Here is a 13288-nt window from a genome sequence, read left to right as displayed (position 1 = left end):
TTGCGGCGGGTAGTGTCCCTGCGGGCTACTCGCCCAGCTCGTTCAGCGGTAGCTGCCGTGCCGTAGACAGGTAGGTGCGCAGTTGTTCCGCCAGCGTCTCCAGCATCCCGGTGCCGTAGTGCTGGCGGTCCCAGGCGGCGTGCAGGGTCACGCCCAGGACGCCGCGTTCGCTGATCTGAATGTGCAGGCCATAGGCGCCGTAGCGCGGTCGGTCGGTGACGATCCCCACGCCATGCCCGCTCACCGCCAGGGCCTGGATGGTATGCGCCTCGTCGCATTCCTCCACGGAGCTGTATTGCAGCCCGGCACGGGCGACGGCGAGATCGAGTTCGACCCGGCTCACGCTGTGCGTGCTGGGCAGGATCAGCGGCTGGGTGAGCAGTTCCTCGAGGTTGATCGCGGTGCGGCCGGCCTGCGCCCAGGGATGGGATTGGGGCACGTAGGCCTTGATCGGAATCATGCCGAGTAACTGGCTGGCGAACTCTTCGCCGCAAGGGGCCGGGGAGATCACCAGATCGATGCCGCTGCGCAGCTGATCATGGATGTGAAAGTGCTCGGCTTCGTGGGTCAGGATCAGCGGAGCTGAGGGCGGCAGGGTAGCGAGGAAGGGTGCCACCAGGCCGCGTATGGTGGCCGGGGTGGCGGCCAGGTGCAGGCGTTTGATGTGCCCGGTGGCGATGTTCTTCGCCCCAGCCTGCACCAGGCGTGCATTGCTCAGCAGCAGGCGCGCCATGGGCACGAACTCGCGTCCGCCCGGGGTCAGCTGCAGCCGGTTGCGGTTGTGGTCGAACAGCTTGAAGCCCAGCTCGCTTTCCAGCGTCTGCAGCTGTCGACTCAGGGCCGGTTGCGCCATGAACAGCTGGCCAGCCGCGGCGGTGACCGTGCCGGTATCCACAACCATCAGGAAGCATTCGATGCGACGTATGTTCATGCATCGAAGCATATCAGAAGAGCATGGACAGGCAAGAAAATCGGCATTGGACGTTATGGAGTGTGACCCATAGTCTTTTCAATGTCATGACGGAAATTAACCAGGCAATCCGTGAGAGTCGCCCGAATCATTCGGAAGTTTGGGCGAATAACGATTACGGGTTGACTCCAGTAGGCGGAAATTTTCGCCGCGCGGCGGATAGTCGCTCTCCAGCTAATAATTAAGAAATCGGAGATATTCCAATTGAGTACTCACGAACTGACGGCGTCTGCAGCAGTGGAAACATCCAAGCCAGCTTCGCTACGCAAAATTGCCGCCGCCGCCTATATCGGCACTGCGCTGGAATGGTATGACTTCTTCCTGTTCGGCACCATGGCAGCGATTGTCTTCGCGCCATTGTTCTTCCCAGGCAGCGATCCGTCGCTATCGATGATTGGCGCCTTCCTCAGCTTCGGCGTCGGCTTCATCGCCCGCCCGGTGGGCGCGGTCATCTTCGGCCATATCGGCGACAAGTACGGTCGGCGCAGTGCGCTGGTCATCACCATCGCCCTGATGGGCGTGGCCACCACACTGATCGGCGTGCTGCCGACCTTCGCCACGGCGGGCATAGTCGCGCCGATCCTGCTCACCCTGCTGCGCGCCGTGCAAGGCGTGGCGACCGGCGGCGAGTGGGGTGGTGCGACCCTGCTGGCTCTCGAGAATGCGCCGAAGAAGAGCCGCGGCTTCTACGCTGCCATCGTCCAGCTCGGCGCGCCCACCGGCACCCTGCTGTCCTCCGGCGCCGTGGCGCTGGCCGCCTCGCTGCCCGGCGACGCCTTCCTCGACTGGGCCTGGCGCGTGCCGTTCCTAGTCTCCATCGTGCTGGTCGGCTTGGCCGTATGGCTGCGCTGGAACGTGGAGGAGACCCCGGAGTTCCGCAAGCTGGCTGCCGCAAACAAGACCGAGTCGCTACCGGTGGTCGAGGTGTTCCGCAGCGTACCTGGCCGCCTGGCGATTGGCATCGCCGCCTACCTGTTCGGCAACGCCGGCTTCTTCATCATCACCACCTTCATGATCGGCTACGTGACCCGCACCCTAGGCATGCCCAGCACGGTGATCCTGCAGGGGCTAACCATCGGTGCCGTCGCCCAGATGGTGGTGCTGGTGTTGGCCGGCAAGCTGGCCGACCGCATCGGTGCAGGCAAGACCGTGGCGCTGGGCTACGTGATTTGCCTGGCGTTGGCCTTCCCGATCTTCGCCTTGGTCGATACCCGGGACAACGGCCTGATCATGCTGGCGATGGTCTGCGGCGTCGGCCTGTCGTCGATTTCCTACGCCCCGATCGGCGCGCTACTCACCCAGCTGTTCCCCGCCCGCCTGCACTACAGCGGCCTGGGCCTGTCGGCGAACCTCGCCGGGTTGATCGCCGGCTTCATGCCGGCCGTCGCCACCTGGTTCCTGATGCTGTCGGACAACGCCTCCTGGGGGCCGGCATCGTTGCTGGCGACGATTTCCCTCGTGTCCCTGATCGGGACGCTCCTGGCCATGAAAGTGATCAAAGATGATGCAAGCAAAGCAGTTGGAGAATGAGACCATGACGGAATTGCGTAGTGGCGGTCAGCTCGTGGTCGAGCAATTGCTCCGCGAAGGTGTGGATACCGCGTTCTGTGTTCCCGGTGAAAGCTATCTGGAGGTGCTGGACGCGTTGCATGACGCGCCGATCAAGCTGGTGGTGTGCCGTCAGGAAGGCGGCGCCGGCTACATGGCCGACGCCCATGCGCGGGTCACCGGCAAGCCCGGCGTGTTCATGGTCACCCGCGGTCCGGGCGCGGCCAACGCCATGGTCGCCATCCACACCTCCTGGCAGGACAGCGTGCCGCTGGTGCTGTTCGTCGGTCTGATCCCGCGCGCCGAGACCTACCGCGAATCGTTCCAGGAGTTCGATCTCGACGGCTGGTTCGGCAGCACCGCCAAGGCGGTGTTCCAGATCGAGCACGCCGAGCGCGTGCCCGAACTGGTCGCCCGCGCCTTCGCCATCGCCCGCTCCGGACGCCCGGGGCCGGTAGTGATCGGCCTGCCGGAAGACATGCTGCGCGACCGCGTCGCCGTCCAGGCCACCGACTCGATCAGCGTGCAGCCGAGCGTGCCGGCCGCGCAAACCATGGACGAGCTGGCCTCGCTGCTGGCCACCGCCGCCCGCCCGCTGGTGGTGCTCGGCGGTGGCGGCTGGACCCCGGCCGCCAGCCGGCAGATCCAGGCCTGGGCCGAGCGCTACCAGCTGCCGGTAACCGTCGACTTCAACTGCCTGGACCTGATCGACCAGCGCTCGCCGAGCTACGTCGGCTCGCTGGGCTATGGCCGCGCGCAGACCCTCGCCGAGGCCATGCGCGACGCCGACCTGGTGATCGGCATAGGCTCGCCGCTGGGCGACATCGTCACCGACAGCTGGGCGCTGCTGCCGGTGCATGGCCACCCTGCCCGTCTGGTCACCGTGCTGCCCGACCACAACGCCCTGGGCGCTGCCCACCCGCGGGCGCGGCGCATCACCGCCAGCGTCGCCGACTTCGCCGCTGCGCTGGCCGACCTGCAGCCGGGCGAGCAGCCGGTCTGGGCCGAACGCACCCGCGCCCTGCGCGAGGCGGGTGAGCAGTACCGCCGTCCGGCGCCGATCGCCGGCGACGTCGACCTCAACGCGATCTTCAGCCACCTGCAGGCCAGCCTGCCGGAGGACACCCTCGTCACCTGGGGCGCGGGCAACCATGCCGGCTGGGCCGGGCGCTTCATGCGCTTCACCGGCTACCCGTCGCAGCTGGCGCCGCGCAACGGTTCCATGGGCTACGGCGTGCCGGCAGCGATCGCCGCGGCGCTGGCCCAGCCGGGCCGCCAGGTGCTGTCGGTGGCCGGCGACGGCTGCTTCATGATGAACGGCCAGGAAATCGCCGTGGCCCGTGGCCTCGGCGTGGCGCCGCTGATCGTCGTGCTCAACAACGGCATGTACGGAACCATCCGCACCCACCAGGAAATCCACCATCCACACCGGGTCAGCGGCACCGACCTGGTCAACCCGGACTTCGCCGCCTACGCCCGCGCCTACGGCGGCCACGGCGAGGTGGTCGAGCGCACCGAGGAGTTCGCCGGCGCCCTGGAGCGCGCGCGCGCCTCGGGGTTGGTCAGCATCATCGAGATCCGCATTGCGCAGGACATCATCAGTCCCGAGCTTCGGATGAGCGATCTCCATCAGTAACCGGCGGCTCGACCTTCGTCGTGCCGCAGGAGCCCTTTGCTAGGAAAGGCCCTCTTGGATGGGTGGCATCGGCGGCGTCTGCCGCAGATGCCCTCATCCACTTTTTTCGACCGCATTCCGGCTCCCGGCCCCCGACAAGTGCACCACCGCCCCCACGTCCTTCCCGAGAGAACAGCCCCATGACCACCCTGACCCGCGCCGACTGGGAGCAACGTGCCCGGTCGCTGTCCATCGAGACCCGCGCCTTCATCCACGGCGAATACGTCGACGCCGTCGGCGGAGACACCTTCGACTGCCTCAGCCCGATCGACGGCCGTCTGCTCGGCCAGGTCGCCAGCTGCGCCGCTGCCGACGCCGAGCGCGCGGTGGCCGATGCCCGCGCCACCTTCGACTCCGGCGTGTGGTCGCGCCTGGCCCCGGGGGAGCGCAAGCAAGCGATGGTCCGTTTCGGCAACCTGATCGCGCAGCACGCCGAAGAACTGGCGCTGCTGGAAACCCTCGACATGGGCAAGCCGGTCGCCCACGCCCTGGCCCTCGACATGGCCGCCGCCGCCGAGTGCATCCGCTGGAGCGGCGAGGCCCTCGACAAGATCTACGACGAGGTGGCGCCGACCCCCCACGACCAGCTCGGCCTGGTTACCCGCGAGCCGATCGGCGTGGTCGCCGCCATCGTGCCGTGGAACTTCCCGCTGATGATGAGCTGCTGGAAGCTCGGCCCGGCGCTGGCCAGCGGCAACTCGGTGATCCTCAAGCCCTCGGAGAAGTCGCCGCTGACCGCCATCCGTGTCGCCGCCCTTGCGGTCGAGGCCGGCATCCCAGCCGGTGTGTTCAACGTGCTGCCGGGCTTCGGCCATACCGTGGGCCAGGCCCTGGCCTTGCACATGGATGTCGACACCCTGGTGTTCACCGGCTCCACCCGGATCGCCAAGCAGCTGATGATCTATGCCGGCGAGTCGAACATGAAGCGCGTGTGGCTGGAGGCCGGCGGCAAGAGCGCCAACATCGTCTGCGCCGATGCCCCGGATCTGCAGGCAGCCGCTCAGGCCGCCGCAGCCGCCATCGCCTTCAACCAAGGCGAGGTGTGTACCGCCGGCTCGCGACTGCTGATCGAGCGCTCGATCCAGGAGCGCTTCGTGCCCATGGTGGTCGAGGCCCTCAAGACCTGGAGACCGGGCCACCCGCTGGATCCGTCGACCATGGTCGGCGCGCTGGTCGACCGCCAGCACCTCGACAGCGTGCTTGGCTACATCGCCGCCGGTAAGGCCGAGGGCGCCACCCTGCGCTGCGGCGGGTGCCGCGTGCTGGAGGAAAGCGGTGGGGTGTACGTCGAGCCGACTCTGTTCGACGGCGTGAACAACACCATGAAGATCGCCCGCGAGGAGATCTTCGGCCCAGTGCTGGCGGTGATTCCCTTCGACGATCTCGACGAGGCCGTGCGCATCGCCAACGACAGTCCCTACGGCCTGGCTGCCGCAGTGTGGACCCGAGACCTGTCCAAGGCCCACCTGGCGGCCAAGGCGTTGCGCGCCGGCAGCGTGTGGATCAACCAGTACAGCGGCGGTGACATGACCGCGCCGTTCGGCGGCTTCAAGCAGTCCGGCAACGGCCGCGACAAGTCGCTGCATGCCCTCGACAAGTACACCGAGCTCAAGGCCACTTGGATAAAGCTTTAGGGAAACGCTGAAAGCCACCCGCCTGGGACTCCCGCGCAAGCGGGAGCCTAGGTGCTCAGATGTAGCCCGTGGTGATCGACGTACTTGATTTATGTGGCCTTGATCTTGCCATCTATGCCAGCCGAGCTGGAGTTAAGATATTTGTGGCTTGTGCCGTGGAGACTTCTTAATTGCCGACGGTGTGGTCTTGCGCCCCTGAATTCTAGGTGCGGGCCTCCAGCCTGTCATGGCTCTCCGTGAAAAATCCGGTCAAATCCATCGGCGCCTTCGCCCTCAGTGGCGAGTGTGCTGCCCTCTAAAAGGATGCAAAGGAGGCGGAAGGCGTCACGAAAAACCGCCCCCGTTGAAGGGGGGCGGCTTGTTCGGTATCGGAGGCGTTCGACATGCAGTGCAATCGCTACAGGATTCAATTTATAGATCGTGTCATGTGGCCAACACGTGAACAAGATCGGTATGGCAATGTTTGTTCCAGAGGCCGCATGCACGGACAGCGGAACGGTTACGGGTCAGCACCCCCGACCAGAACCTGGAGCAGCCGTTGGAATGTGCCGGGTGGGTAGGTTGTTCACCGACAAGGCCTCCGGCAAGAATTCGCAGCGACCGCAGCTTGGCGCCGGTACGTCTTGTCAGTTCACCAAATCCCTATAGGCAGGCTGTAACGGTCCTGAACATGTGAAGCTGCCTTATTTGACCGCACCCGACAGCAGGATCCCGCGCTGAAGGTCGATGCGCCTGGCCACGTGGAACGCGGCCTCCAGTTCACTGCAGTCGTGTTCCTGCATCAGTTGCCAGCGCTCGGCCTTCTCTTCTGCCTCGGTCATTGCCAGGGCGAGGAACAGGCTGGGCGGCACCACGCGGAACAGGGCCTCGAGCTTTTTGGACAGCACCACCCCCTCGGTGAACTTGCCCGGCTCCTTGCTGGCCGACAGCAGCAGGGCCTTCTGCGCTGGAGTGAGCTTGCGGAAGCGGGCGATTTCCTCGATTTCCGCCGGCGGCATGTTCAGGCACACCCACCATTCGATCATGTTGAGCATGGTCTGCGCCGCGTCGGGAAAGTCGGCCAGGTTCTGCGTGGCCAGCCAGAACCAGGCGCCGAGCTTGCGCCACATCTTGGTGCCCTTGACCACGAATGGCGCGAGCAGCGGGTTGCGCGTGATGATGTGGCCTTCGTCGGTGACCATGATGATTGGCCGCCCCAGGTACTGGTCGCGCTCGGCCATGTTGTTCACCGTGTTCATCAGGCTGATGTAGCTGATCGACAGCTGAGCTTCGTAGCCTTCGCGGGCATAGGTAGCCAAGTCGACCAAGGTCACGTCGCTTTCCGGCCAGGGTGTGCCCTCGCGGTCGAACAGCTGCCCCTCGAAGCCCTGGCAGAACAGGTCGATGGATTCGCCCATTTCCTGCGCGCGGTCGCGGCGCTTGTCCGGCAGCCTGGCGTCCCCGGCGCAAGCCAGCAGGGCATCGCGGATATCGCGAGTCAGCACCTGGCGGTTGTCGGCCACGGCCTGCCGGGCCGCGGCTAGGATGCATTCGCGGATTAGGCTGCGGTCGGCGCGAGTCAGGCGAGCCTCTTCCTTGGCCTCGCCGCCGGTGATCATCAGGCGGGCGGTGATTTCCAGCTCGCCGAGGATGTCGCGCTGTTCATCCTGTCCGGCGGCCGGCTCTTCATCCAGCAGGTCTTCGTTCAGGATGGTCAGCAGTGCCGGCTCCTCGACCAGGCGCCGGGCGGCGGCGAAGGGTGCCAAGCTGACCGGACTGCCGGGCTTGAGCTGCACCTTGTTGACGCTCAGGCCCTGAGTGGCGAAATAGTCGGCCTGCAAGCCGAAGGAGTTGCCGGCCTCGACGATGAACAGCCGCGGCCGGTGCACGGCCATCACCTGCATCAGCAGGCCGACCAGGGTGGCGGACTTGCCGGCGCCGGTGGGACCGAACAGCAGCAGGTGGCCGTTCATGGCGCGATCCTGGACCGACAGCGGATCGAAGCTCAGCGGTGCGCCGCCACGGTTGAAGAAGGTTATGCCTGGATGACCGGTGCCGCAACTGCGCCCCCACACTGGGGCCAGATTGGCCAGGTGCTGGGCGAACAGCAGACGGGTGTACCAGTCGCGCTTGTCGCGGTCGGGCTGGTAGACCATCGGCAACCAGCGCAGATAGCTGTTGCAGGCGGCCACCTCGTCGCCTTCGCGCACCGGCTGCAGGCCGGCGCCAAGCAGGACGTTGCTCAGGACGACGCTGCGCTGGCGCAGCTCCTGCTCGTCCTTGCCGCGCAGGAAGAAGGCCAGAGTCGCGCGGTACAGCTTGTGCTGGCGCCCGAGGATGGTGCGGGCCTGCTCCACATCCTCGCGGGTCTGGCTGGATGCCAGGTTCTCGCCGATGGCCTTGCGCGCCAGACGGTTGAGCTGCTCCTCGAGCGCGTCCTGCGGTTTGATCACCAGGGTCAGGCTCAGCACGCAGTCCTCCGGCAACTGGTCGAACAGGGCATTGAGGGCGTCGCCCTTGGGCAGCTCGCCGCACAGCTGGCCGATGCGTGGCGGGCGGCGCAGCTTGTCCACCACCACGACCCGGTGGGGCAGCCCGTCGAAATACCACAGCCCCTTGTCAGCGTCCGAGCGCGGCTCACTGAAGAACAGCCGCTCGGCGAAGTCGTGATCGAACGGCAGCCGCAGCGAGTCGTCTTCGCCGGCCTCTGGGTAGGGCACGCGACGGTAGAAGTCTGCCGGGCACTCGGCGCTCAGGCCGGGTGCCGGATTGAACCAGGGCAGCAGCCAGGCGTAGAAGTCGCGGCCATCGAGGCGCCGGGAGGGCACCCCACAGGCCAGCAGGGCGTTGGTCAGCCGTTCGCAGGCCTGGTGCAGCCGCTGCTCCGGCGTGCCGCCCGGATCGTCCTCGCTTTCCAGCCAGCGGTAGATGACCAGGCGCACCCGGCGTTGGGTGCCTCGCCAGGGCAGGTGGGTGACCACGGTGTCGTCGAACAGTCCGCCCGGCTTGGCGATGGCCTGTAGATGGCGCTGGATGATCGCCAGGTAGCTGGCGCTGAAGGCGCTGTCGCGGGCCGGCTCGCGGATATAGCTGCGCAGCTGCTGCAAGTAGGGGCTGAAGTCGCACTCGTCCTGGCAGAAAAACTGCACCACCCAGGGCGTGCTGTCGTGTTCGTCGAAGCTGTCCTGCAGGGCATCCTCGATGGCGTCGCGGGCCTGCATCAGCCAGTCGAGCTCGCGGCCTTCAGTGCCGATCGGCTGCAGCTCGAACAGCGCGCCGACCGAGCGGTTGTCCTCCAACAGGAAGCAGCGGCTGTCTTCCAGGTATTCGACCCAGGGCACATGGTCGGTGAAGCTCGGCCCATGGGCGTAGCTCGCCTGCTCGTCAGCCTGGGTGGCGCGGCGTCGGCCGGAGTGGCGCCAGGGTTTCCTCGGGATCATCAATAGTCCTCCAGCCGTTCGCCTGGCAGGGCGTACTGCACTTTCTGGTAGAAGGGCAGCACCGTCGTGTAGCCGGGTACCGGCGCCTGTTCGCTGCCGGCCAGGTGCGGGTAGACGTAGAGCAGCAGGTCGGGATTGGGCAGGCGCGGAAACTGGCTGCGGATCTCGTTGGCAGCGCTGCGGCTGTAGGGCGCCTCGAGCGCCAGCGGCTCGGCCTCCAGCGGCCGGCGCAGCACCTGGCGGGCCTGCTGCAGCGGACTGCCGCGGCCGGCGGAGCCGTTCCAGATGGCCTGGATATCGTGTTCGCCTGGAGGCAGCAGCTGCGCCGTGTCGCTGGCACAGCCGGCCAGCAGGCCGAACAGGCTAATCCAGATCAGGTGTGTGCATACGCTGGGCTTCATGGCTGACTCTCCGGCCGGTAGGGGCATAGTCGATGGTGAGTTCGCGGTCGATGTGCAGTGCCACCCGGGCGGCTGGTGGCACATAGATGGCGGCGAAGGCCTCGCCATACAGCTGGTTGACCCATTCGCGCAGATCGCTGACGCCGCTGCTGAGGATGCTGTGCAGGGCGCTGTTACCCGAGCTGCTGCTCAGTCCCAGGCTGCCGCCGGCCGAACTGAACACCCCGCTGGACTGCTGCTCGTCGCTACCGAACAGGGCTGCGACCCCGGCGCCGGCCGCAGTGAGCAGGCTCTGGCTGCCCAGGTACTGCCGGGCGTTGGAGCGGCGTTCACCGGCGATGCAAGGAATGCCCTGCGGGTCGGACAGGTAGCCGAGGCCACCGCGGATGCGCTGCGTCTCGCCTGCCGGCGTGCTCTGGTTGCGGCTGACCACCGCCTGGGGTGGCGGCACGGTGCGCACGGTGCCGTCATGGAAAACGAAGGTGATCGACTCGATCTGGCCGCGCACGCAGGACAGGGTCCAGTCGCCGGTAGCGGTGCCGCTCATCACCGCGCCAGCCACATCCGGCAGCTCGATGCCATTGGCGGTCAGGTTGTCGGCACCGACCAGCACCTTGAACGGGTAGGGGTCATTGACCGTACCGTCCACCGGTATCCGGCCGATCAGCGCGCTCATGGCGACCGAGCCCAGCAACGTGGCGTTCTCTGGAATGGTGTAGACCGGTTGTGCGGCGGCGGTCATCTCGTCGGGCGCTGGGGGCTTCTCGCTCCGGGCAATGCTGCGCAGCTGTTGCTGGCCGCTGTCGCCGAGTGTGAAGGAGCCCGGCAGCGCCGTGCTTGCGCTCGGCACGTCGCTGCCGGTGGCCAGCCGGTCGCTCGGCTCGATCCACATCAGCGCAGGTTCGGCTGACTGGGGAAGTTGCTCGCCATCTCCCGGACGCAGACCCAGGCCGATCGGCAGGTCATGGTCCGGCCCGTTACCCAACTGTTCCAACTGCGCCTGCAGCTGCTGTAGCAGTCCGCGGGCCTGGCGGTTCTCTTCCTCGGACTTGCGCCGGGCTTCGTCGGCCTGCTGGCGCTCGGCGCTGGCGGTTGCCTTGAGGCCATTGAGGGCCGAGTCGATGCGCGTGTCGATGCCGTTTTCCCGATGGCGCAGGCGGTTGTTTTCCTCCTGCAGTTCGCCGTTGGCCTGCTTCATGCCCAGCAGCTCGCTGCGCATCGCCTTCACCTGGCCGACCAGGGTGGCGACGGTATCGTTCGGCGTGTCGCCGGCAATGCCCAAGGCCTGGGCTTCGGCAGCAGACAGGCCGGGCTGCTGCGGTTGGTCAGCGACGGGGCTGCTGGCCGGGCTGCCCATCCAGCCCCTGCCGAGGATCAGCGCCACGCCCAGCAGGAGCGCGGGAACCAGCCATTTGAGCAGGACATTAGCGTTCATCGTCAGCCTCCAGCGCTTTCGGCTGGGGCGCGATCAGCGCCTGTTCCAGTCCTCCGCCACGGGTGAGCAGATAGGCGACCGTGGTGTCTTCGGGCGTGCCGTGCGGGCCCAGATTCCCATGCTGGAAGCTGGTCCCGTACAGCCGGGCCTGCAGGCGGCGCGGGTCGAGGGTCACTACATCCGCCGTGCGGTTGCGCAGCTGCACCGCCGTGACCCAATAGTCATCCAGTCGCCAGGCGACCAAGGGTGTTGCCGTCACAGGATCGGTCGGCATCAGTGTCGCCAGCTCGCCGCGCAGGCGCAGACTGGCAGGGCGCACGCCCGGTAGCGGCTCCACCGTGCGCAACGGGGCATACAGCTGCTGGGCGGCATAGCGCAGCAGCGCCACCGGGATCGGGGTTGGTGTTGTGCCAGCCACGGGCGCGGTATCCACCGGGTCCGGCGCGGCCTTTGGCAGCACGATGCGCAGCGGCTCCAGCGCCTGGTTGCCGGGCTCGGCCGCAATATCCAACAGCAGGACTTCGCCGCTGTCGGTGAGCTGCAGTTGCAGGCGGGTCGGGGTGATGGCCTCGCTGGCCAGCAGATACAGGGCGCCGCCGCTGGACTGCACGCGCAGCTTGCCGGCCAGGGCCGCCGGCAGGCCGACCCGCACCGCCCGATCGACGAAGATCACCCGCTCCTGGCCGATTACCAGCGGCACGGCCAGTGGTAGGCGTTGCCAGTGGCGCAGTTCGAGAGCCTGGGTCAGGCCGCTCGCCAGACCCAGCAGCAGACAGAGCAGAACGCGGGTCATGGCGCCTCTCCCGGCAATTTGAGTTTCTGCGGCGTGCCCTGGTAGCAGTCCAGGGCCAGCCCCCACTTGTTGCGTTCGGGGTCCAGGTCGTAGCGCACCACCCGCAGCGGATAGCGCACCACGGCGCGCTTCACCGGCTCGGCGGCGTAATACTCGTCGGCATTGATATCCAGATTGACCAGCCAGCTGTCCTGGTCGAGCTGCTGTACGCGCAGCTCGGGATCGTCGCTGTAGCCGCGGCCGAGAATCTCGTAGACCCCGCGCACCCGCTGGCGCAGCTCGCCGGCGGCCTTGCGGTACTGGTAGTCGCCTTCGAAGAAGGCCTTGCAGGACGGCGTCAGATAGGACTGCAGTTGATGGATGGCCGCCAGATAGTCCTTCTCGCCATCCGTTGGCCAGCGATTGAGTTGGCCGAAGATGTACAGCGCGAAGCCATAGATGTTCTCTGGCGGAACATCCCACCACTTGCGCACGCTGCCAGTGCGCAGATCCGGCGGCACATGCACGGTGAGGTCCCGCGGTGCCGTCTGCCAGCCGAACCACAGGGCGGCGCACAGCACGGCCAGCAGTCCGACCGCCGCACGCAGACTGAAAATATGCGCCTGCTGGTCGTCCACCTTGTTCTTGAAGCGGCTCATGGGTACAGCCTCCCGTGTGGCTGATGCCGGCGTGTGCGGCGAACCGTCCAGGCACCCGAGTGCAGGATCAGCCCGCTGCGGCCGATAGCCCCGTACCGTGCCAACGACCACTGCAGTCGCCGGTACAGCCAGGTTTCCGGGCGGGCCCGTTTCGCCCGGCGCAGCAGGCTGCTGCTGGCGAACAGGGTCAACGCCATGCTGGCGATCATGCTGGTTGGCAGCATGGCCAGCGCCGAGGTGACCAGCGCCAGGGGGATGCCCAGCAGCAGGCCGCAACTTGCGCCGACGGCCAGGGCGACCCACATCTCGTCGCTGGTCAGGCCGCGCAGCACCGTGGGGTCACGGTTCAGCCGCTCCGGCAGAAAGCCCAGGGTGCCGTCCTCCAGGTGCTGGATCTCGTCGCGCATGGTCGTCTCACAGGATCTCGGCGGCCTTGGTCAGGAACCAGATGATGACCACCACCAGCAAGGCGCCGACGCCGACCACCGCACCCAGGTCCTTCCAGGTCTTGCGCTGGTTTTGCACGTCGGCATACACCGTCAGCGAATGCCAGGCCACGCCGAGAAAGGCGAGCAGGGCGATCATCAGACCGAGCAGGATGCCGCCGTCATAGGCGTAGTTCTTGATCGTCTCGACCAGACCGGTGCCGGCGCCACGCGAGGGCGGCTCCATGGTGGGCAGGGCGGCGAAGGTCAGGCTGGGGGGCAGCATCAGCAGCACGGACAGCAGACGCTGGCAGGTACGGTCACGCAGGTGGCATTTCACGGTACGCATG

11 protein-coding genes and 1 pseudogene are annotated in these 13288 nt (G+C 66.8%); 4 read left to right on the top strand and 8 right to left on the bottom strand.

Going from position 1 to position 13288, the window contains the following annotated elements:
- Positions 1 to 25: 25 nt before the first annotated feature.
- On the bottom strand, positions 26 to 931 hold the full coding sequence (locus BM297_RS17395; protein ID WP_175526683.1) for a LysR family transcriptional regulator: 906 nt from the start codon (positions 929 to 931) through the stop codon (positions 26 to 28).
- Positions 932 to 1207: 276 nt separating this feature from the next.
- Here BM297_RS17395 and BM297_RS17390 point away from each other — a divergent pair, with 276 nt between their 5' ends.
- From BM297_RS17390 to BM297_RS22390, 4 genes and pseudogenes are all read left to right on the top strand, one after another.
- Positions 1208 to 2500 (top strand): MFS transporter, encoded by a 1293-nt coding sequence (locus BM297_RS17390; RefSeq protein ID WP_217648279.1) that lies wholly within the window; start codon positions 1208 to 1210, stop codon positions 2498 to 2500.
- Between the two features lie 4 nt (positions 2501 to 2504).
- Positions 2505 to 4154: a thiamine pyrophosphate-dependent enzyme gene (locus BM297_RS17385; protein ID WP_217648278.1), complete on the top strand. Its 1650-nt coding sequence runs from the start codon at positions 2505 to 2507 to the stop codon at positions 4152 to 4154.
- A gap of 179 nt (positions 4155 to 4333) precedes the next feature.
- Positions 4334 to 5827, top strand: coding sequence for an aldehyde dehydrogenase (locus BM297_RS17380; RefSeq protein WP_092433799.1), 1494 nt, complete (start codon positions 4334 to 4336; stop codon positions 5825 to 5827).
- 463 nt (positions 5828 to 6290) lie between these two features.
- Positions 6291 to 6442, top strand: a pseudogene (locus BM297_RS22390) (recombinase family protein); the annotation flags it as partial.
- Between the two features lie 68 nt (positions 6443 to 6510).
- Here the strand turns inward: BM297_RS22390 and BM297_RS17375 are convergent.
- Genes BM297_RS17375 through BM297_RS17345 form a run of 7 tightly spaced genes read right to left on the bottom strand, consistent with a single transcriptional unit; the run spans position 6511 to position 13287 of the window.
- Entirely contained in the window at positions 6511 to 9246 is a 2736-nt protein-coding gene (locus BM297_RS17375; protein ID WP_092433797.1) for a conjugative transfer ATPase, read from the bottom strand.
- Positions 9246 to 9647 (bottom strand): TIGR03751 family conjugal transfer lipoprotein, encoded by a 402-nt coding sequence (locus BM297_RS17370; protein WP_092433795.1) that lies wholly within the window; start codon positions 9645 to 9647, stop codon positions 9246 to 9248. The genes BM297_RS17375 and BM297_RS17370 overlap by 1 nt, the downstream gene beginning before the upstream one ends.
- Positions 9610 to 11082, bottom strand: a complete 1473-nt coding sequence (locus BM297_RS17365; RefSeq protein WP_092433794.1) for a TIGR03752 family integrating conjugative element protein — start codon at positions 11080 to 11082, stop codon at positions 9610 to 9612. Before BM297_RS17365 ends, BM297_RS17370 begins: the two co-directional genes overlap by 38 nt.
- Positions 11072 to 11875, bottom strand: coding sequence for a TIGR03749 family integrating conjugative element protein (locus BM297_RS17360; RefSeq protein ID WP_092433793.1), 804 nt, complete (start codon positions 11873 to 11875; stop codon positions 11072 to 11074). Before BM297_RS17360 ends, BM297_RS17365 begins: the two co-directional genes overlap by 11 nt.
- Positions 11872 to 12513 carry a PFL_4703 family integrating conjugative element protein gene (locus tag BM297_RS17355; protein ID WP_092433791.1) on the bottom strand — a complete coding sequence of 214 codons (642 nt, stop codon included), beginning with the start codon at positions 12511 to 12513 and terminating at the stop codon, positions 11872 to 11874. Before BM297_RS17355 ends, BM297_RS17360 begins: the two co-directional genes overlap by 4 nt.
- Positions 12510 to 12920 carry a TIGR03750 family conjugal transfer protein gene (locus BM297_RS17350; RefSeq protein WP_092433790.1) on the bottom strand — a complete coding sequence of 137 codons (411 nt, stop codon included), beginning with the start codon at positions 12918 to 12920 and terminating at the stop codon, positions 12510 to 12512. The genes BM297_RS17355 and BM297_RS17350 overlap by 4 nt, the downstream gene beginning before the upstream one ends.
- A gap of 7 nt (positions 12921 to 12927) precedes the next feature.
- A complete protein-coding gene (locus tag BM297_RS17345; RefSeq protein ID WP_092433789.1) occupies positions 12928 to 13287 on the bottom strand; it encodes a TIGR03745 family integrating conjugative element membrane protein in 360 nt (119 codons plus the stop codon).
- Position 13288 lies beyond the last annotated feature (1 nt).

Source organism: Geopseudomonas sagittaria, from assembly GCF_900115715.1.
Taxonomy (GTDB): domain Bacteria; phylum Pseudomonadota; class Gammaproteobacteria; order Pseudomonadales; family Pseudomonadaceae; genus Geopseudomonas; species Geopseudomonas sagittaria.
This window is presented reverse-complemented; position numbering and strand designations above follow the sequence as displayed.

Bases quoted from the DNA above. Each gene is read 5' to 3' on its own strand.
- BM297_RS17355 (WP_092433791.1), bottom strand. From the start codon at position 12,513: ATGAGCCGCTTCAAGAACAAGGTGGACGACCAGCAGGCGCATATTTTC.
- BM297_RS17395 (WP_175526683.1), bottom strand. From the start codon at position 931: ATGAACATACGTCGCATCGAATGCTTCCTGATGGTTGTGGATACCGGC.
- BM297_RS17350 (WP_092433790.1), bottom strand. From the start codon at position 12,920: ATGCGCGACGAGATCCAGCACCTGGAGGACGGCACCCTGGGCTTTCTG.
- BM297_RS17345 (WP_092433789.1), bottom strand. From the start codon at position 13,287: ATGCGTACCGTGAAATGCCACCTGCGTGACCGTACCTGCCAGCGTCTG.
- BM297_RS17385 (WP_217648278.1), top strand. From the start codon at position 2,505: ATGACGGAATTGCGTAGTGGCGGTCAGCTCGTGGTCGAGCAATTGCTC.
- BM297_RS17380 (WP_092433799.1), top strand. From the start codon at position 4,334: ATGACCACCCTGACCCGCGCCGACTGGGAGCAACGTGCCCGGTCGCTG.
- BM297_RS17375 (WP_092433797.1), bottom strand. From the start codon at position 9,246: ATGATCCCGAGGAAACCCTGGCGCCACTCCGGCCGACGCCGCGCCACC.
- BM297_RS17370 (WP_092433795.1), bottom strand. From the start codon at position 9,647: ATGAAGCCCAGCGTATGCACACACCTGATCTGGATTAGCCTGTTCGGC.
- BM297_RS17360 (WP_092433793.1), bottom strand. From the start codon at position 11,875: ATGACCCGCGTTCTGCTCTGTCTGCTGCTGGGTCTGGCGAGCGGCCTG.
- BM297_RS17365 (WP_092433794.1), bottom strand. From the start codon at position 11,082: ATGAACGCTAATGTCCTGCTCAAATGGCTGGTTCCCGCGCTCCTGCTG.